An 18404-nucleotide genomic window follows, 5' to 3' on the forward strand; every position below is an offset into this window, starting at 1 on the left:
TACCGGCGCCCCCGGCCGGTCCGGACGGGGGGCGGCGCCGGGCCGGGCGGCGGCCCCGGTCGCCCGCGGCCCCGCGGGACGGGGCGGGCACGATGCGGCCGTGACCGGCTCGCGGACCCGCGGCCCTGGCGGGGCGGGGATCCGTTCCGCCCGCGGCGGTCACAGGCCGCTGTCGCCGTTGACCGCCCCGTGGCTGCTGCTGCCGTTGGCCGCCCCGTCGGCGCTGCCGTCGAGGATGTGCACGACGGCGGCCTCGGACAGTGTCCTCCCCACATGGCGGGGCCCGCCGCCGTTGGCGGCCCCGTCGGCGCTGCCGGCGAAGACGTACCCGGCGGAGACGGCCCCGGCCACCGTGCCGGCCACGGCGGTCTCGATCGACGCCGCGGTGGGCGCGGCGATGACGGAGAGCACCGTCGTCCCGGCCGCGAGAGTGTTCCTGAGTCCGATCATCACAGCTCACCTCCGATCGGATCGACCGCGTCGCCGGGCGACGCCCGTGAGAGCGGGATCGGCGTCGCCCGGACGGCGACTCCGGCTCCCGGACCCGGGGGCCGGGGCCCGTCACACGGTTCCCGGTCGCGGCGCGGAGCCTTCGAGACGGCCGCGCCGGGCGGAATCGACCCCTCATGAGTAAAGCTAGGCGGGACGCCGCCGGGGAGGGTAGGAACATCGCCCCCAGGCCGGAGGGTGGGGGCGATGCTCCCAGGAACGTCGCTCCCACCTGCGGGAACAGGTCGTCCGGCCGGTTGGTTGACGTGAGAGAACCAGTAGGGAGCGCCGGCAGGCGAAAAACCGGATCTGGTGGAGAGATGGGCAGGAAAAACATCCTCGGCGAGTTCCTGCGGGCTCGCCGCGAGGCTTTGAACCCCGTAGAGGTGGGACTTCTGCACTCCGGTCCCCGCCGCACCCCGGGGCTGCGCCGCGAAGAGGTGGCGATGTTCGCCGGGATGAGCACCGACTACTACATCCGCCTGGAACAGGGACGGGAACGCCACCCGTCGGAGCAGGTGATCGGCGCCCTGGTGCGGGCGCTGCGCCTCGACCCCGACGCCGCCGCCTACCTGCACGAGCTGGCGCACCCCGGACCGAGGCTGGGTGACGGGGACGGCCAGGTACGGCAGGTCAGCCCCGAGGTGCTGCGGCTGATCGGCAGCTGGCCGTACACCCCGGCGCTGGTGATCGACCGCTGCATGGACGTGCTGGCGGAGAACCGGCTGGCCGCCGCCCTCTTCGCGGACCGGGAGCACGCCGGCAACCTCATGCGCATGGTCTTCCTGGACTCCGCCACGCGGAGCCTGTACCGGGAGTTCGGCCTGGACTGGGAGGCGGTCGCCCACGCCAAGGTGGTCCGCCTGCGCACCGCCGCGGGGTCGGACCTCGACGACCCCAGGCTCGTCGAGCTGGTCGGCGAGCTGTCCCGGAGGAGCCCGGAGTTCCGCCGGCTGTGGGCGCGCCAGGACGTCTCCCACGTTCCCCGCGCGGTCACCCCGCTGCGCCACCGCGTCGCCGGGGACATGATGCTGAGCTGCGAGGTGTTCGACATCACCAGCGCCCCGGGTCAGCAGCTCGTCGTCGTCCACGCCGAGCCGTCCAGCCCTTCGGAGCAGGCCCTGATCATGCTCGGCCGCGACGTCATGGCGTCCGGCCGCGACACGGCCGGCGCCCTGTTGCCGATGGTCCGCTGCTGAGCCCCGGGGGCGGGGCCGCAGGACCGCCGGGGCTGCCGGGCCGGGTCCCCGGTCCGGGTCCCCGGTCCCGGAGTCACCCCAGGTCGGCGATGGCGGCCACCGGACCGCCCCCGCTCGGGCCCTGGTGGACCGCGGCGACCGAGACGAAGACCGCGGGATCGCCGGTGACGGAGGCCGCGACGCCGCCGACCGCCGCCTTGATCTGGCGGTGCCAGTGGACGTCGGAGTCATCCAGCATGATGTTGCGGCGTCCCCGTACCCTGCCCGACGGGTCGGCCTCGCACTTCATGAACACGTTGACCAGCCTGCCGCCCAGGTCGGACGGGTGCGGGCGCTCAGGCAGCTCGATGCCGCTCGCGCGGATGGCCGCCCAGATGCCGTCGGCGTCCAGGGCGTCCCGCATGACGGAGTGTCCGACGCGGTAGCGGCCGCCGATGCCGCGCACGTTGCCGACGACCACGATCTGCGCGCGATCCAGTTCGACGCCCGAGGAGCAGGACGCGACGGAGGAGTACAGCGACAGGTCGCGGTGGATCCGGTCGGCGGAGGGCGTCTCGATCTCGCCGAGCGCGACCGCCACGCCGAGCGCGGTGGTGGAGTTGGAGATGTCCATCGACGCGCCGGTGTCGTCGGTGACCACCTCCTTGCCGCGCGACCGGGCGTCCTCGATGGTGGCCAGGGTCAGCAGGGGGGTCTTGGTCTGCACGTAGTGGACGTCGGCCGGGTCGTCGATCCCGGCGGTCTTCATCGCCTCCCGCACGCCGGCGGCGACCTTCTCGATCATGGCCGGGCGGCCGATGTCCTCGGGGAGGATGACGTCGCTCATCGCGATGCCGACGCTGAGGCGCGGCTCGTCGCTCGGCTCGGCGTTCGCCGTGGTGGCGAAGACGGTGGCGTGCGGGCTGAGCACGCCGTCGGTGCCACCGGACCACACCAGCGGCACGCTCTCGGGCGAGGGGTGGCCCTTGGCGGCCAGGACCTCGCGGAAGGCGCGGTCGGCCAGGATGCGGGTGTAGTCGTTCACCCCTCCGTTGCCCTCGGTCTTGCCGATCACCGCGAGCACCCGGTGCGCCTCGATCACCCCGTCGTCGATGAGCCGGGCCAGTCCGGAGGCGTCGGTGACGCTCTCGATGGCGACCTTCCGCACTTCGATGGGTTCCGGCATCCCTGCCGCCTTTCCGTCGGGTCGTGTCCGTGTCCGTGTCCGTGTCCGTGCTCGGCACCGGTCTCCCGGCGGTCCCGCCCACCGCGCTCCGGGGGCGGCGCCCGGACCGGGCACCGTCCCGCCTGCCCGTCCGTCTGTTCGTCTGTTCGTTCGTCCGTCCGGGGCGGGGCGGGGACCCGGTGGCGAGGGTTCCATGGTGCCCCCGGCGGCCCGGCCGCGGTGCGCGCCACGCGCGGCCGGGCGCGGCGGGGATCGCCCGGCCGGGACCCGCGAGGGTTCGCCCCGGCCGGACCGGCCGCCCCACACCGCGACGCTAACGGGCCGGTACGGCCCGGCTCATGGGCACTCCTTGCCCAAGGCGGGACCGCTCTTCGACAGAACTCACCGACACGCACCGACGCTCACCGGAGCCGTCCGGGGTCCGGCCGGGTTCTCCGCCCCAGCCGCCCCTCTCACCCCAAACGCCCATATATCGGGTTAAACACCTCATACAAGGGCAAACACGGGTAAGACAGTCACACAGCGGAGGGGAGCCAGGAGCGATGACGACACCGGGACCCACCCCCGCGACGGGTGATGTTCACTGAGGTCGGCCACTGGCTGGAGGCCCGTACGAGCCTGTCGGACGACTGGCCCCCCGAGGCGGTGACGGCGGCCAAGGGAGACCACCGGGTGAGCGTCGTGCTGCCCGCCCGGAACGAGGAGAGCACCGTCGGGAAGATCGTCGGACGGATCCGGCGTGACCTGCAGGAGCGCCTTCCGCTGGTCGACGAGCTCGTGGTGGTGGACTCCCACTCGCACGACGCGACCGCCCGGAGGGCCGCGGAGGCAGGCGCCCGCGTCGTCTTCCAGAACGCCCCACTGCCCCGGTACGGCGCCATGACCGGCAAGGGCGACGCCCTCTGGAAGGCGCTCGCCGTCACGACCGGCGACGTGGTCGTCTTCGTGGACGCCGACCTGCGCGACTTCTCCTCGCACTTCGTCACCGGGCTGCTCGGCCCGCTCCTGTCGGACCCCTCGGTGGCCTACGTCAAGGGTTGCTACGACCGGCCGCTCACCGAGGGCGCGGTCTCGCGGCCGCACGCGGGCGGGAGGGTGACCGAGCTGGTCGCCCGGCCGCTGATCAACCTGCACTGGCCCGAGCTGGCCGGTTTCCGCCAGCCGCTGGCGGGCGAGTACGCGGGCCGCCGCGCCACGCTGGAACGGATCCCCTTCGTCACCGGGTACGGCGTCGAGCTGGCCCTGCTCATCGACCTGCTCGGCCTGGTGGGGCTGGACGCCCTCGCGCAGGTCGATCTCGGCGTGCGGGCCCACTCCCACCAGACGCTCGACGCGCTCGGGCAGATGGCCGCGCACATCATGCTCACCGCCTGGACGCGGCTGGAACGCCAGGGGCGCGTGCCCGCCTCCGCCGTGCCGTACCACGAGATCCTGCAGTTCCCCACGTCGGGCGACGACCGGCGGCCGCGGGTGAGCGACGTGAGCGTGCACGAGCGTCCGCCGCTGATCACCGTGCCCGAGTACGTCGAGGGCCTCCACCCGGACCCGGAGCCGGAGTGAGGGCGGCGCACGGAGCCGGGGCGGGAAGCGCGTCCGGAGCCGGGGCGGGGGCGGCACCGGACGCGGGGCGGGAAGCGCGCCGGACGCCGCCTCCGCCCGTCGGCGGCCCGGTCCTTGTCCGGCCCGGCATGATTTCGTAATATCTGAGCAACTGTTCAAGTGTTGACGAGACGGGACGCGGAATGGGTCACGGACACGGCCACGGGCACGCGCACGGTGCGGGCACGGACCGCCGCCTGCTTACGGCGGCGCTGGCACTGCTGGTCGTCTTCATGGCGGTCGAGGTCGTCGTGGGCGTCGTCGCCAACTCCATCGCGCTGATCTCCGACGCCGGGCACATGCTCACCGACGCCGCCTCCATCGCGCTCGCCCTGTTCGCGATGCGCCTGGCCGCCCGCCCGGCCAGCGGCGCCTACACCTTCGGCTGGAAGCGCGCGGAGATCCTGTCGGCGGCGGCCAACGGGCTGACGTTCGTGCTGCTCGTCGCCTACTTCGTCTACGAGGCGGTGCAGCGGCTCATCGAGCCGCCGAAGGTCGCGGCCCCCCTGGTCGTCGGCACGGCCCTGACCGGGATCGCGGTCAACGCCGTGGCCTCCTGGCTCATCTCCCGGGCCGACCGGACCAGCCTCAACGTCGAGGGCGCCTTCCAGCACATCCTCAACGACATGTACGCCTTCATCGCGACGGTGGTGGCGGGCGTCGTCGTCTGGGTCACCGGGTGGGGCCGGGCCGACGCGGTCGCCGCCCTGGTGGTGGCGGCGCTGATGGCCAAGGCCGCCTACGGCCTGCTGCGCGAGGCCGGCCGCGTGCTGTTCGAGGCCGCGCCTTCGGGCGCGCCCCCGGCCGAGGTCGGCGCCGCGATCTGCGACCACCCCGACGTCACGGGGGTGGAGGACCTGCACGTGTGGACGGTGACCAGCGGCTTCCCCGCACTGTCGGCCCACGTGTCGGTACGGCCCGGCGGAGACTGCCACCGGGTCCGGCGCGAGCTCGCCGACCTGCTGCACGAGCGCTTCCAGATCGAGCACACCACGCTGCAGGTCGACCACGTCCCCGGCACGGCCTGCCGGATCGCCGGGGCCAGGCCGTAACGGACCGGCAAGCCGGGACCGAGCCGTAGCGAACCGGGGCAGGCCGCAACGGACCGGTGGGCCGGGACCGGGCGCAGCGAACCGGGGCAGGCCGTAGCGGACCGGCGGGCCGGGGTCAGGGCGCCAGGCACGCCTGGAAGACGGCGGTGAGCCGCCCGACCACGGCCTCCCGGTCCGGCGCCTCCAGTTCGCCCTTGCCGTAGAGCTGGCTCAGCATGCTCACCCCGGTGATCATCGCGGTGGCGACGGTCGCCCGGAAGGCCGCGTCGCCGCCGGGCAGGCGCGCGGCCAGCGGCTCCAGGATCGCCGACCTGACCCGGTCGCGGATGATCTCGTGGGTCTCGGCGCAGCCCGACGACCTGACGAGCGCCGACATGATCAGGCTGCCCTGGTCCGACCTGAGCCGGTCGGCGACGTACTCCGCCAGGCGGCGGGGCAGGTCCTCGGACGGGACCTCCAGCACGCCGGGAAAGCGCCCCTGTACGGCCAGCACCTCGGCGAACAGCTCCCGCTTGCTGCCGAAGTAGCGGTTGATCAGCGCGATGTTGGCATCGGCCTCGGCGGCGATCAGCCGCATCGTCACCTGGTCGTAGCCCAGTTCGGTGAACAGCCGGCGGGCGGCGTCGAGGATGCGCCGCCGGGTGCCCTCCCGGTCTCGCTGCCGTGTCTCGTCCACCTCAGGGTCCTTCCGGATTTGACCAGTAAACAAGCGTCTACTAACTTCATATGTATCGTACATACATTGGGGGCTGCTTCATGCTGACTGGACAAAAGGTCCAGGCCGAGACCGCACCGCATTTCACGCACAAACAGGTGCTGGAGATCCTGGTCGGGCTGATGCTCGCCATGCTGACGTCGATGATCTCGACCTCCGTGGTGGGAACCGCGCTGCCGACCATCGTCGGCAAGCTCGGCGGTCAGGAGCAGCTCTCCTGGGTCGCCAGCGCGACCCTGCTGACCATGACGGCCTCCACCCCGCTGTGGGGAAAGCTGTCCGACCTGTACGGGCGCAAGTTCATGTTCCAGGCCGCCCTGCTGGTCTTCCTGTTCTCCTCGGTGGCCGCGGGCTTCTCCCAGAACATGGGACAGCTCATCGCGGCCCGCGCCGTACAGGGTATCGGCGCCGGCGGCCTGGCCGCACTGCCGCAGATCATCCTCGGCGACGTGGTGGAGCCCCGCGAGCGGGGCCGCTACTCCGGCTACATCGGCGCCGTCTTCGGCGTCTCCACCGTGGCCGGGCCGCTGCTCGGCGGCTTCATCGTCGACAACATGTCCTGGCGCTGGACGTTCTGGATCTGCGTGCCGCTGGCCGTGGTGGCGTTCGTCGTCATCCAGAAGGTGCTCAAGCTGCCGTTCGTCCGCCGCGACACCAAGGTCGACTGGTGGGGCGCCACCTTCATCACCGGCGGCACCACCGCGCTGATGCTGCTGCTGTCCCTCGGCGGCAAGGAGTTCGCCTGGAACTCCGGCTGGACCTACGCCCTGGGCGGGCTCAGCGTGGTCATGTTCGTGATCGCCGTCTTCGCCGAGCGCCGGGCCGCCGACCCGATCCTGCCGCCGCACCTGTTCCGCAACCACACCTTCGTGCTCACCAGCGTCACCTCCCTGCTGGTCGGCGCCGCCATGTTCGGCGCGCTGATGTTCCTGCCGCAGTACCTGCAGATCGTCAAGGGCATGAGCCCCACCGGCTCGGGCCTGATGACCCTGCCCATGGTGCTCGGCCTGCTGACCGCCTCGATCTCGACCGGCCGGATCGTCAGCCGGACCGGCAGGTGGAAGATCTTCCCGGTGCTCGGCATGGTGCTGGTCGCGGCCGGCCTGTTCCTTCTCTCCCGTCTGCACGTGGACAGCTCGCTGGTGGTCGTCGGCCTCGACGTGGCGGTGCTCGGCATCGGCCTGGGCGCCACGATGCAGATCCTGATCCTCGCCGCGCAGAACTCCGTCGACCGCCGCGACATGGCCTCCACCACCTCGGGCGTGACGTTCTTCCGTTCCCTCGGCGGCGCGGTCGGCGTGGCGGCCTTCGGCGCCATCCTGACGAACCGGCTCAGCTCCGAGATCGTCTCCCTCGCACGGGAGGCGCACCTGCGCCTCACCGGCGGCGGCACGCCCAGCCTCGGCGCGCCCGACGACATCCGCAAGCTGCCCGCCCCCGTGCTGGACATCGTCCTGGAGGCCTTCACCCGGGCCATGCAGATGGTCTTCCTGGTCGGCGTGCCGATCGCCCTGGTCGCCGTGGTGACCGCCCTGATGCTGAAGGAGGTGCCGCTGCGCTCGGCCCGGGGCCCCCGCCCCGAGACCGCCGACCCCTCGGCTCCCCCGGTCACGGTCGACTGACCTTCCCCCGGCCTCCCCGGCCTCCCTGGCTTCTCCGGAACCCTCCCGGAACGCGAACGGGCGGGCGTCCTTCCAAAGGACGCCCGCCCGTTCTCCGTGCGGGAGGAGAACCTCAGACGGCGGCCAGGGCCGCCTCGGCCTCCAGCGTCGCGGCGACGGCGTTGACCACCGCGGCGATCCGGACGGCCTCCTGGATCTGCTCGCGGGGCATGCCGGCCTGGCGCAGCACCTGCTCGTGCGACTCCAGGCACCGGCCGCAGCCGCCGATCGCGGAGACCGCGAGCGACCACAGCTCGAAGTCGACCTTCTCGACGCCGGGGTTGCCGATGATCGTCATCCGGAGCTTGGCCGGCATGGTGGCGTACGTCTCGTCACCGATCAGGTGCATCGACCGGTAGTAGACGTTGTTCATCGCCATGATCGAGGCGGCGCCCTTGGCGGCGGTGAACGCCTCGGCCGACAGGGTGTCGGCCGCCTCGGAGGCGATCTCGGCGATCACCCGCTGGGACCTGGTGGCCACCGCGCAGGCGAGCAGCGTCCCCCAGAGCTGCTGCTCGGTCAGCGAGGAGGTGGTGACCAGCGACCCGAGGTTGAGCTTGACGTCCTTGGCGTAGGCCGGCAGAGCGTCCTTCAGGCTGTCGACCGGCATCAGGCGCCGGCCATCAGCTTCTGGGCGTCCAGACCGGCGTCGCCCTTGTTCCAGTTGCAGGGGCACAGCTCGTCCGACTGCAGCGCGTCGAGGACCCGCAGGACCTCCTTGACGTTGCGGCCGACCGAACCGGCGGTCACCATGACGAACTGGATCTCGTTGTTCGGGTCCACGATGAAGGTGGCGCGCTGGGCGACGCCGTCCTCGCCCAGGATGCCCAGGGCCTCGGACAGCTCCCGCTTGATGTCGGACATCATCGGGAAGGGCAGCTCACGCAGGTCCGGGTGGTCCTTGCGCCAGGCGTGGTGGACGTACTCGGAGTCGACGGAGAAGCCCAGCACCTGGGCGTCCCGGTCGGCGAACTCACCCTCGAGGCGGCCGAACTCGGCGATCTCGGTCGGGCAGACGAAGGTGAAGTCCTTCGGCCACGCGAAGTAGACCTTCCACTTGCCCTCGTAGGACTTGTGGGTGATGTCGGCGAACGCGTTGTCGGCGTCCAGGGAGACGCACGCGGTCAGCTCGAACTCAGGGAAGTGGTCACCGATGGTGAGCAAGTCCGGATCTCCTTTGAAGAGGACTTCGTTGTCGGTGCCCTACCCTGCCGCATCTAGCATTGATCCGTGAAATCGAACGACCGGACCAATCCGAGAGGTGTTTCCTATCAGTGATCCCGTCCCCACCCTGGCCCAGCTGCGCGCCTTCCTCGCCGTGGCCGATCATCTGCACTTCAGGGAGGCGGCCGCGTCGCTCCGGATGAGCCAGCCCGCTTTGTCGGGAGCCGTCTCGGCCCTGGAGGAGACTTTGCAGGCCCGGCTGCTGGAGCGCACCACCAGGAAGGTGCTGCTGACCCCGGCCGGCGAGCGGGTGGCCGAGCACGCCGCGCGGGTCATGGCGGCGGTGGAGGACCTGGTGGAGGAGGTGGCGCAGACCCGGGAGCCGTTCCGCGGCCCGGCACACCTCGGGGTGATCCCCACGGTCGCGCCGTACGTGCTGCCCGTGCTGCTGCCGATGTTCGCCCGCGAGTTCCCCCGGCTCAAGCTGACCGTGCACGAGGCCAAGACCGAGACCATCCTGGAGGAGGTGCGCGAGGGCCGCCTCGACATGGTGCTGCTCGCGCTGCCGACCGACGCCACGGGGCTGGTCGAGGAGCCCCTCTACGAGGAGGACTTCCTGCTCGCCGTACCCGCGGACCACCCCCTGGCCGCCGGGTCGGGGCCGGTGGACCGCGAGACGCTCAAGGGGCTGGACATCGTGCTGCTCAACCAGGGCCACTGCCTGCGTGAGCAGGCCATCGACGTCTGCCGCGAGGTCGGCGCCCGCGCCACCGCCACGACGTACGCGACCAGCCTGCCGACGCTGGTGCAGCTCGTGACGGGCGGGCTCGGGGTGACCCTGCTGCCGGAGTCGGCGGTCCCGGTGGAGACGGGCAGGCGCTCGCGGCCGGCGCTGCGCCGCTTCCGCGACCCGGTCCCAGGCCGCACCATCGGCCTGGCCTACCGCGCCAGCTCCGCCCGCACCGCCGAGTACGCCCAGATCGCCACCGCCATCCGCACGGCCCTGCGCGCCAGACGCCTGCCGATCCGGATCGTCCCCTGACCGCCCCGGCCGAGCGAGCTACCTCACGAAGCCCCGGATCACCTCGGCGATCTCATTGATCTCGGTGAGCTTGCCTGAGGCGACCTCGATCACGAAATCATAGGCGGCGTCGTCGTCCTCCGGGTCAACCTCGATGCCGTTCTTGGCACAGAAGGCATACATGGTGAGCCATGCCGCGCGCTTGTTCCCGTCGACGAACGGATGATTGGTGACGATCGAGTGGAGCAACGCCGCCGCTTTGGAGAACAGATCGGGATACGCGTCCTGACCGAACAGGGAGGTCTGCGGACGAAGCAACGCCGCTTCAAGAAGACCGATATCACGGACCTGGATCGGCCCCCCGACTGACCGGCGCGCGATCCGCAGCCCTTGCTCCAGGGTGATGAAGACCGTCATTCTCCGAGCCTGCGCAATAGGTCCGCGAAGCGGCGAGCCCCCCGCTCGGCGATTTCGTCGGTGAGGTCGTCATCGGCCGCCCGCGCGAGGTACTCCTCGATTGCGTGCAATGCCACCTGCTGCATGCTCCGCCCCTCCTTGTCCGCTCGCCGCCGGAGAGCTTCAGCCTGGTCGTCCGAGAGTCGCAAGGTCATAGCCATGCTCCCATCGTAGAACGTGCCTGGTATCAAAGCGATACCAGGCACGGAAAGCATAGTCGTGATTACTCGGCGTCGCCTTCGGTTTTACCGAGGCGGGTCAGGCGGTGGACGGCCTCGTCGATGACCTCGTCCTTCTTACAGAAGGCGAAGCGGACGAAGTGGGCGCCCCGTTCCGGGCGGGCGTAGAAGACCTGGGTGGGGATGGCCACCACGCCCGCCAGCGACGGCAGGTCGCGGGTGAGGGCCAGACCGTCGGCGAGGCCGAGCGGCCGGATGTCGGCCTGGACGAAGTAGGTCCCGGCCGGGCGGTAGACGTCGAACCCGGCCGCGGCGAGCCCGGCGCCCAGCCGGTCGCGCTTGGCCTGAAGGCCGTCGCGCAGCGCGGCGACCCACTCCATCTCGTGGCGCAGGCCGTGGGCCACGGCGAGCTGCCAGGGGGCGGCGGCGGTGAAGGTGAGGAACTGCTTGACGGTCTGCACGGCCCGGACCAGCTCCGGCGGCGCGCACACCCAGCCGGTCTTCCAGCCGGTCACCGAGAAGGTCTTGCCCGCCGAGGAGATCGTCACGGTGCGCTCGCGCATGCCGGGGAAGGTGGCGAGGGGGACGTGCTCGACGCCGTCGAAGGTGAGGTGCTCGTAGACCTCGTCGGTGACGGCGACCAGGTCGCGCTCCCGGCACAGATCGGCGATTTCCTCCAGTTCCGCGCGGGTGAGGACCGTGCCGGTCGGGTTGTGCGGGGAGTTGACCAGGATCGCCCGGGTCCGGGGGCTCACCGCGGCGCGCAGCTCGGCCGGGTCGAAGGTGAAGCGGCCGCCGTCCGGGCGCAGGGTGACCGGCCTCAGCACGGCCCCGGCCAGGGCGATCGCGGCGGCGTAGGAGTCGTAGTACGGCTCGAAGGCGATCACCTCGTCGCCGGGCTCGCACAGCGCCAGGACCGACGCGGCGACCGCCTCGGTGGCCCCGACGGTCACCAGGATCTCCCCGTCGGGGTCGTAGGCGAGGCCGTAGTGCTCCTTGCGGTGCTCGGAGACGGCCTGGCGCAGCTCGGGGACGCCCGGACCGGGCGGGTACTGGTTGTGCCCCTCCCGGACCGCCGACGCCGCCCGCTCCAGCATCGCCGCCGGGCCGTCGGTGTCGGGGAAGCCCTGCCCGAGGTTGATCGAACCGGTCCGTACGGCCAGCGCCGACATCTCCGCGAAGATCGTCGTGCCGAACCCGCGCATCCGCGCCACCAGGGGATCGTTCACCCGCCCAGGGTAACCGGCCCCGGATCCGCCGATCGAGCGCGAACCGGGCCCCGCCTCCGGTACTTTTCACCGCATGATCATCTGGCTGAACGGCACCTTCGGCGCGGGTAAGACGACCACCGCCGGGGAGCTCGTCAAGCTCGTCCCGGACGCGCGGCTCTTCGACCCCGAAGTGGTCGGCTTCATGCTCCGCTACCTGAAGGTCCTGCCCGAGGTGCCGGACTTCCAGCAGTGGCCCGCCTGGCGCGACCTGGTCGTGGAGACCGCCGTCCGGCTGCTCGACCACGTCGGCGGGGTGCTCGTCGCCCCGCAGACGGTCCTGGTCAAGGGGTACTGGGCGGAGATCCGCGATGGCCTGGGGAAGGCCGGCGTCCCCGTCCGCCACTTCCTGCTCCACACCGACGAGGACACGCTCATCCACCGGATCGAGACCGACACCGTGGAGACCGGGGCCCGGCAGTGGCGCCTGGACCACCTCCCCCGCTACCGCGACGCCCTGCCCTGGCTGCGGCGGGCGGCGGAGGTCGTCGACACGACCGGGGTCGCGCCGGAGCGGGTGGCCCGCCTGGTCGCCTCCGCCGCGGGATACAGGTGACCGGCGCCGGCCGGCCCCGGGCGCGCGGCTCCCGCCCGGGGCCGGAACCCCGCGGGCGGTCCCGCCCGGACGCGGACCCCGCCCGGACCCGGGAGGGTCAGGCCCGGCCGGCGATGACGTCGCGGTACCAGCGGTAGCTGGCCTTGGGCGTGCGGGCCTGGGTGGCGTAGTCGACGTGCACCAGGCCGAACCGGGCGGCGTATCCCCGGGCCCATTCGAAGTTGTCCAGCAGCGACCAGCAGAAGTAGCCGCGCACGTCCACCCCGTCGTCGAGGGCGGCGCGGGTGGCGGCCAGGTGCGCGGAGAGGTAGGCGACGCGGCCGGTGTCGTCGAGGCCGCCGTCGTCGCCGTAGCCGTTCTCGGTGACGAAGACCGGTGGCAGGCGGGGGAAGCGGGCGGCGAGGCCGGTGAGGGTGTCGCGCAGGCCGTCCGGCTCGATCCGCCAGCCCAGCCCGGTGACCGGCGGACCGTCCGGTGCGACCGTGCGGACGCCGATGTCGAAGGCCGAGCGCAGCGCCGGGTCGGGCTGGGCGTACGGCGCGGCGGCGGCGTGGATCGGGTAGTAGTAGTTGACCCCGAGGAAGTCCAGCGGCTCCGAGATCACCGCGAGGTCGCCGTCGTGGCGGAAGGAGAAGTCGCTGATCTCCCCGTAGACCTCGGCCATGTCCCCGGGGTAGGCGCCGCCGAGCAGCGGCTCGGTGAACTGCCGGTTGACCATCAGGTCCATCCGGCGGGCGGCGGCCGCGTCCTCGGCCGACGGGCTCGCCGGCACGGCGGGCGACATGTTGAGCGTGACGCCGATCCGCTCCCCCGGGCGGGCCCGCTCCCGCAGCCGGGCGACCGCCAGGCCGTGCCCGACCAGCAGGTGGTGCGCCGCCGCCAGCGCGCCGTGTCCCTCGCGGGCGCCGGGCGCGTGGCGGCCCTCGGCGTATCCGGTGACGGCGGAGCAGTAGGGCTCGTTCAGCGTGGTCCAGTACGGCACGCCCTCCAGGGCCTCGTGCACGACGGCGGCGTAGTCGGCGAACCGCTCGGCGGTGTCGCGGACCCGCCAGCCGCCCCGCTCCTCCAGCGCCTGGGGCAGGTCCCAGTGGTAGAGGGTGACGAACGGCGTGACGCCGCGCTCGCGGAGCGCGTCGACGAGGCGACGGTAGAAGTCGAGGCCGCGCCGTTCGGGACGGCCGCCGCCCTCGGGGAGGATCCTCGGCCAGGCCACCGACAGCCGGTAGGCGCCGACGCCGAGACCGGCGAGGAGCTCCACGTCCTCGGGCCAGCGGCGGTAGTGGTCGCAGGCGGGGTCGCCCGACTCCCCCGCCGCCGTCGCGCCGGGCACCCGGCAGAAGGCGTCCCAGATCGACGGGCCCCGGCCGTCGGCGTCGACGGCCCCCTCGATCTGGTAGGCCGAGGTGGCCACGCCCCAGACGAACCCGGCCGGGAAGCCCCCGGCCACCGGGGCGCGCTCTTCGGTCGCCGTCATCGGAGAACCCCCTGGAAGGCCGGTCGCGGAAAGGGTCGGAAGAGGAGGGGAGCCGACGGCCCTGACCGCCCCCGGCTCCCCCGGCTCATCCCGGCTCGCCCGGCGACGGGGCCCGCGGCCCCTCGGGGAGGGGACGCGGCCGTCCCCGGCGGACGGGGCGTTCCGGGGAACGCGGGCCCGCCCGCCGGGAAAACGAGCGACTCGTCGGATTTCATATGGGAAACGCCTCCGTGTCAACCCGGTGAACCATTCCTGATCGGCCTTCCGTACCCCTGGTGAGCAGCGGACCCGCCTCTGCCATCCGGAGAGGTGATTTATCTGTAACCGGTTACATGAAACCGGTTACAGAGATGCGGTAGCGTGCGGCCGTGGCAACGATCCGAGACCTGGCCCGCCGGTGCGGCGTGTCGGTGGCGACCGTCTCCCGCGTCTTCAACAACCCCGACGCGGTGACCCGCGAGACGCGCGAGGCCGTCCTGCGCGCCGCCGCTCTCCTGGGCTACACCCCGAGCGCGCCGGCGCGGACCCTCGCCACCAAGCGGTCGTGCATGGTCGGCCTCGCGTGGGACACCGGCCACCGCGGCCCCGGATGGCGCCACCCCTTCCTCCAGGAGCTCCTCGTCGGCCTGAAGACCGCGCTGAGCGAGCGGGGATACCACCTGCTGATGCTCGCCGCCGGCGAGGACGCCGACGGCCACCTGCGGGCCGTGCGACGGCACAGCCTCGACGGCGTGGTGTTCATCGACGACGGCACCGCCGACCCCGCCCTCACCCGGCTGGCCGAGTCCGGCGTGCCCTGCGTCTCGCTGGACCGCCCGGTCACCGGCCGCCGGGCGACGTACGTCACCTCCGACAACGCGGGGGGCGCCGCCGCCGCCGTACGGCACCTGCACGAGCGGGGCCGGCGGCGGATCGCCACGATCGCCGGACCCGGCCGCACGCACCCGGGGGCCGAACGGCTGGCCGGCTACCGCGCCGCGCTCGCCGCCCTCGGCCTGCCGGTGCGCGAGGAGTACGTCGTGGAGGGCGACTTCTACCTCGGCGGCGGGCACGCCGCCATGCGGCGCCTGCTGGCGCTGGACGAACGCCCCGACGCCGTCTTCGCCGCGGGCGACGAGATGGCGATCGGCGCCGTCCGGGCCGCCCTGGAGGCGGGGCTGGACGTCCCCGGCGACGTCGCGGTGGCGGGGTTCGACGACATCGAACCGGCCTCGCTGGTCCGGCCCGCCCTGACGACCGTCGCCCAGGACAGGGCGGGGTTCGGCGCGGCCGCCGCCGCCGCGCTCATCTCCATGATCGACGACCCGGACGCCGCGGCGCCGCCGCCCACGGTGCTGCCCGCCCGGCTGGTCGTCCGTGAGACGAGCGGGCCGCCCCGCGCCGGATGACCTCCCGGCCCGCCGGATCCGGCCGTACGGCGGGTCCCGGCGGCCGCACGGCGGGGCCGGCCGCACGGCGGGGCCGGCCGCACGGCGGGGCCGGCCGCACGGCGGGGCCGGCGGCCGGGACGCGCACCGCCCGGGTGGTCTCCCCGTCCGGCCGCCGGTCTGGTTGTCTGGACTGCGTGAGCGAGACCCGACCCGCCGGGACGCCCCCGGCCACCGCGGCGCGCAGGCTGCACGAGCTGGACGTCCTGCGCGGCTTCGCGGTGTGCGGGATCATGGTGGTCAACGCCTGGCAGCACACCCGCGCGCACCTGCCGTCCCCGGACCGCGACGCGGTCGACTGGGGCGTCGAGAACCTCCTGCAGGGCAGGTTCTACCCGATCTTCTCGTTCCTGTTCGGGCTGAGCTTCGTGCTGTTCCTGCGGTCGGCGGCCGGGCGGTCGCGGCGCCCGCGGGCGGTGCTGCTGCGCAGGCTGGCGGTGCTGGCCTGCTTCGGCGCGCTCCACCGGCTGGTCAACCCGGACGAGGTGCTGCTGCCGTACGCGGTCTTCGGGGCGGCCGTCCTGCTGCCCGCCTCCTTCCTCCCCCGGGCGGCCGTGGCGGCGCTGGGCACGGCGGCCACCGCCTGGGCGGTGAACGAGGGCGGCGGGCTGATCCTGGTGCCGGGGCTGTTCCTGCTGGGCGCGGCACTGATGCGGTACGCCCCGCCGGAGCGGCTGCTGCCGCCCGCCTTCGCGGTCTCCGCGGTCCTGGCGGTGGCGCTCACCGTCCTGTGGTTCCGCACCGCCGCCGACCCGGCCCTGTTCCACCGGGGCACCTACCCGGCGGCCGGGCTGGCCGCGGCGGCGGCCTACTGCACCGGACTGCCGCTGCTCCTGCGGACCCGGGCCCGCCGCGCCCTGCTGGCGGCCCTGGCGCCGCTCGGCCGGATGGCGCTGACGAACTACCTGCTCAGCACCGCGGCGATCCTCGCGGCGCTGCCGCTGCTGCTGGCCGTCCCCACCAGGGCGGGCGTGCTCGCGCTGTCGGCGGTCGTGCTGGCGGCGCAGATCGTCCTCAGCCGCCTGTGGCTGCGGCGGTTCCGCTACGGCCCCGCCGAGTGGCTGTGGCGGTGCCTGACGTGGCTGGAGCGGGTGCCGAACCGCCGGGTAGTGTCACAGACGTCGACGGCTCCCTCCGCCTAGGACCCGTCAGGCGGATCTCCGCCGCGGCGGGTCCCGGCGGGCGGGGGCCACACCGAGCAGGAGGTTCCGGTGACGCGCATCGCCCTGTGTCAGATCCCCGTCGATGAGGAGCCCGCCGTCAACCTGCGCCGCGCGCGCGAGGCGATGGAGCGGGCCGCCGCCGACGGCGCCGAGCTGGCGATCTTCCCCGAGGCCACCCTCACCCGGTACGGCAAGCGGATCACCGACCTGGCCGAGCCGCTGGACGGTCCCTTCGTCACCGGGCTGGCCGAGGCGGCCCGCGCGCACCGCATGGCCGTGATCGCGGGCGTGTTCGAACCCGGTGGGCAGCCGGACGGGCCGGGGGGCGGCCGGGTGCACAACACCGCGGTGGCGCTCGGCCCGTCCGGTGAGATCGCCGCGGCCTACCGGAAGATCCACCTGTTCGACTCCTTCGGGGCCCGCGAGTCGGAGCTGGTCGCACCGGGCGGCACGCCGGCGGTGGTGGAGCTGGCCGGCCTGCGGATCGGCCTCGTCACCTGCTACGACGTCCGCTTCCCCGAGCTGGGCCGGGCCCTGGTGGACCGGGGGGCCGAGGTGCTGGCGGTGATCGCGGCGTGGGGGTCCGGCCCGATGAAGGAGGAGCACTGGGCGACCCTGGTGCGGGCCCGGGCGATCGAGAACACGGTCTGGGTGGCGGCCGTGGGCCAGGCCCCCAACCCCGCGTCCCGCGACGGCTTCGGCGTCGGCCGCAGCATGCTGGTCGACCCCATGGGCGTCGTCCGCGCCGACCTGGGCCCGGCCCCCGGGGTGCTGACGTCCGTACTCGACCCTCAGATCACGATTGACACCCGGAATGCCCTGCCGTGCCTGGAACACCGGCGGCTCGGAGCCGGCGGATCGTAAAATGCGACCGTGAGTGATCCACCTGGGCGCAGAACGCAGATGCAGAAGGTCATTCCGCCTCGGCTGCTCGTGCCCTACCTGTCAGGCAGGCGGACCGTCATCTCGGGATACGTCTACCGGGTGCAGGACTGCGCCCGCCTGACCACCCCCGCCCAGCTCTTCATGGGCCTCGACCTGGGTTTCGAGGGCTCGGAGCTGACCGTCACGACCCCGGAGATCTACCTCATGCGCTGGTTCGCCCGCGACATCGACAGCTACGTCGTGCCGTACGGCCCGCACATGGGTGGCGACTGGAACGATGCACCGCCGTTCACCGGGAACGGCTTCACGACCTCGCGCGAGCATGTCGTGCCGCAGTTCCACACCATGCCCGTGCCGATCCCGGCCGGGGCGGAGATCGTCCACGTGACCGCGGACGGCGAGCGCCCGTTCGGCGTCTACGACGGCCTGACCTGGCGGCCGGCGGCATGAGCGACGAGATCGAGCCGGTGGCGTCGGGTTTCGTCGCCCACTACGGCGGGCGGACCCACGTCGCGGCCCTCGGCCCGGGCGCCTCGGAGGTCACCCTGTTCGACGAGGAGGCCCGGGAGGGCTTCGAGCCCGCCTCCGGGTACTGGCGGGCCGTGGTGGAGCGCGAGGACCTCGACCGGCTGGTGCTGGTCCGCACGACGGGCTCGTTCGGCGGCGAGCCGTGCCTCGTCCTCGACGTCTCCGAGGAGAACGGCGAGGAGAGCCTGCACATCGCCTACACCGGCCACAGCGGCCTCAAGGCCGAGGCGCTGGGCTACTGGATGGTGGACCACGGCGCCTACGAGGTCGTCGTGCCGCGCGAGGAGGTCTTCTCCGTCCGCGTCGAGCGCGTCCCCGTCCCCCTCACCCTTCCCGCCGCCGAGGAGTGACCCGGGACCGGTTCCGCCCGGTCCCGGCGGTCTTTTTCCGGTAGGGCCCTGTC

The 18404-nt window shown here is 72.9% G+C and carries 20 protein-coding genes; 11 read left to right on the forward strand and 9 right to left on the reverse strand.

Features of this window, described 5'->3' with window-relative positions; all coding sequences use genetic code 11:
* Positions 1-159 precede the first annotated feature (159 nt).
* Positions 160-450: a hypothetical protein gene (locus IEZ10_RS04800; protein WP_189245242.1), complete on the reverse strand. Its 291-nt coding sequence runs from the start codon at positions 448-450 to the stop codon at positions 160-162.
* Between the two features lie 359 nt (positions 451-809).
* Here IEZ10_RS04800 and IEZ10_RS04805 point away from each other — a divergent pair, with 359 nt between their 5' ends.
* Positions 810-1688: a helix-turn-helix transcriptional regulator gene (locus tag IEZ10_RS04805; protein WP_189245243.1), complete on the forward strand. Its 879-nt coding sequence runs from the start codon at positions 810-812 to the stop codon at positions 1686-1688.
* Between the two features lie 73 nt (positions 1689-1761).
* Here the strand turns inward: IEZ10_RS04805 and bar are convergent, their stop codons facing one another.
* Positions 1762-2853, reverse strand: a complete 1092-nt coding sequence (gene bar / locus IEZ10_RS04810; protein WP_189245244.1) for a barbiturase — start codon at positions 2851-2853, stop codon at positions 1762-1764.
* Between the two features lie 576 nt (positions 2854-3429).
* Between bar and IEZ10_RS04815 the strand changes: the two genes are divergently transcribed.
* Positions 3430-4413 carry a glucosyl-3-phosphoglycerate synthase gene (locus IEZ10_RS04815; protein WP_189245689.1) on the forward strand — a complete coding sequence of 328 codons (984 nt, stop codon included), beginning with the start codon at positions 3430-3432 and terminating at the stop codon, positions 4411-4413.
* Between the two features lie 182 nt (positions 4414-4595).
* A complete protein-coding gene (locus IEZ10_RS04820) occupies positions 4596-5504 on the forward strand; it encodes a cation diffusion facilitator family transporter (protein WP_189245245.1) in 909 nt (302 codons plus the stop codon).
* A 115-nt stretch (positions 5505-5619) separates the two neighbouring features.
* On the opposite strand, the gene IEZ10_RS04825 is transcribed toward IEZ10_RS04820, so the two are convergent.
* Positions 5620-6180, reverse strand: a complete 561-nt coding sequence (locus IEZ10_RS04825) for a TetR/AcrR family transcriptional regulator (RefSeq protein WP_189245246.1) — start codon at positions 6178-6180, stop codon at positions 5620-5622.
* Positions 6181-6260: 80 nt separating this feature from the next.
* Between IEZ10_RS04825 and IEZ10_RS04830 the strand changes: the two genes are divergently transcribed.
* A complete protein-coding gene (locus tag IEZ10_RS04830; RefSeq protein WP_189245247.1) occupies positions 6261-7841 on the forward strand; it encodes an MDR family MFS transporter in 1581 nt (526 codons plus the stop codon).
* A 112-nt stretch (positions 7842-7953) separates the two neighbouring features.
* On the opposite strand, the gene ahpD is transcribed toward IEZ10_RS04830, so the two are convergent.
* Both ahpD and IEZ10_RS04840 read right to left on the reverse strand, forming a co-directional pair.
* On the reverse strand, positions 7954-8490 hold the full coding sequence (gene ahpD, locus IEZ10_RS04835; protein WP_189245248.1) for an alkylhydroperoxidase, AhpD family: 537 nt from the start codon (positions 8488-8490) through the stop codon (positions 7954-7956).
* Positions 8490-9044, reverse strand: coding sequence for a peroxiredoxin (locus IEZ10_RS04840; RefSeq protein WP_189245249.1), 555 nt, complete (start codon positions 9042-9044; stop codon positions 8490-8492). The genes ahpD and IEZ10_RS04840 overlap by 1 nt, the downstream gene beginning before the upstream one ends.
* A gap of 97 nt (positions 9045-9141) precedes the next feature.
* Between IEZ10_RS04840 and IEZ10_RS04845 the strand changes: the two genes are divergently transcribed.
* Positions 9142-10086, forward strand: a complete 945-nt coding sequence (locus tag IEZ10_RS04845; RefSeq protein WP_189245250.1) for a LysR substrate-binding domain-containing protein — start codon at positions 9142-9144, stop codon at positions 10084-10086.
* A gap of 18 nt (positions 10087-10104) precedes the next feature.
* Here the strand turns inward: IEZ10_RS04845 and IEZ10_RS04850 are convergent, their stop codons facing one another.
* From IEZ10_RS04850 to IEZ10_RS04860, 3 genes are all read right to left on the reverse strand, one after another.
* Positions 10105-10482 carry a type II toxin-antitoxin system death-on-curing family toxin gene (locus tag IEZ10_RS04850; protein WP_189245251.1) on the reverse strand — a complete coding sequence of 126 codons (378 nt, stop codon included), beginning with the start codon at positions 10480-10482 and terminating at the stop codon, positions 10105-10107.
* On the reverse strand, positions 10479-10607 hold the full coding sequence (locus IEZ10_RS39775) for a hypothetical protein (protein ID WP_268246277.1): 129 nt from the start codon (positions 10605-10607) through the stop codon (positions 10479-10481). Before IEZ10_RS39775 ends, IEZ10_RS04850 begins: the two co-directional genes overlap by 4 nt.
* 137 nt (positions 10608-10744) lie before the next feature.
* Positions 10745-11929, reverse strand: coding sequence for a pyridoxal phosphate-dependent aminotransferase (locus IEZ10_RS04860; protein ID WP_189245252.1), 1185 nt, complete (start codon positions 11927-11929; stop codon positions 10745-10747).
* A 73-nt stretch (positions 11930-12002) separates the two neighbouring features.
* Between IEZ10_RS04860 and IEZ10_RS04865 the strand changes: the two genes are divergently transcribed.
* Positions 12003-12524 (forward strand): AAA family ATPase, encoded by a 522-nt coding sequence (locus IEZ10_RS04865; RefSeq protein ID WP_189245253.1) that lies wholly within the window; start codon positions 12003-12005, stop codon positions 12522-12524.
* 97 nt (positions 12525-12621) lie between these two features.
* Here IEZ10_RS04865 and IEZ10_RS04870 read toward each other — a convergent pair whose 3' ends face one another.
* Positions 12622-13998, reverse strand: a complete 1377-nt coding sequence (locus tag IEZ10_RS04870; protein ID WP_189245254.1) for a GH1 family beta-glucosidase — start codon at positions 13996-13998, stop codon at positions 12622-12624.
* A 368-nt stretch (positions 13999-14366) separates the two neighbouring features.
* Between IEZ10_RS04870 and IEZ10_RS04875 the strand changes: the two genes are divergently transcribed.
* The 5 genes from IEZ10_RS04875 (at position 14367) to IEZ10_RS04895 (ending at position 18351) form a co-directional block, all read left to right on the forward strand.
* Entirely contained in the window at positions 14367-15386 is a 1020-nt protein-coding gene (locus IEZ10_RS04875; protein WP_189245255.1) for a LacI family DNA-binding transcriptional regulator, read from the forward strand.
* A gap of 176 nt (positions 15387-15562) precedes the next feature.
* Positions 15563-16567, forward strand: coding sequence for a DUF418 domain-containing protein (locus tag IEZ10_RS04880; protein WP_229810960.1), 1005 nt, complete (start codon positions 15563-15565; stop codon positions 16565-16567).
* A gap of 69 nt (positions 16568-16636) precedes the next feature.
* Complete coding sequence (locus IEZ10_RS04885) at positions 16637-17452, forward strand: carbon-nitrogen hydrolase family protein (protein WP_189245256.1); 816 nt, start codon at positions 16637-16639, stop codon at positions 17450-17452.
* 9 nt (positions 17453-17461) lie between these two features.
* A complete protein-coding gene (locus tag IEZ10_RS04890) occupies positions 17462-17923 on the forward strand; it encodes a hypothetical protein (protein WP_229810961.1) in 462 nt (153 codons plus the stop codon).
* Positions 17920-18351 (forward strand): hypothetical protein, encoded by a 432-nt coding sequence (locus tag IEZ10_RS04895; protein WP_189245257.1) that lies wholly within the window; start codon positions 17920-17922, stop codon positions 18349-18351. The genes IEZ10_RS04890 and IEZ10_RS04895 overlap by 4 nt, the downstream gene beginning before the upstream one ends.
* The last annotated feature ends 53 nt before the right edge of the window (positions 18352-18404 follow it).

The organism is Streptosporangium pseudovulgare (assembly GCF_014648055.1).
In the GTDB taxonomy this organism is placed as follows: Bacteria; Actinomycetota; Actinomycetes; order Streptosporangiales; family Streptosporangiaceae; genus Streptosporangium; species Streptosporangium pseudovulgare.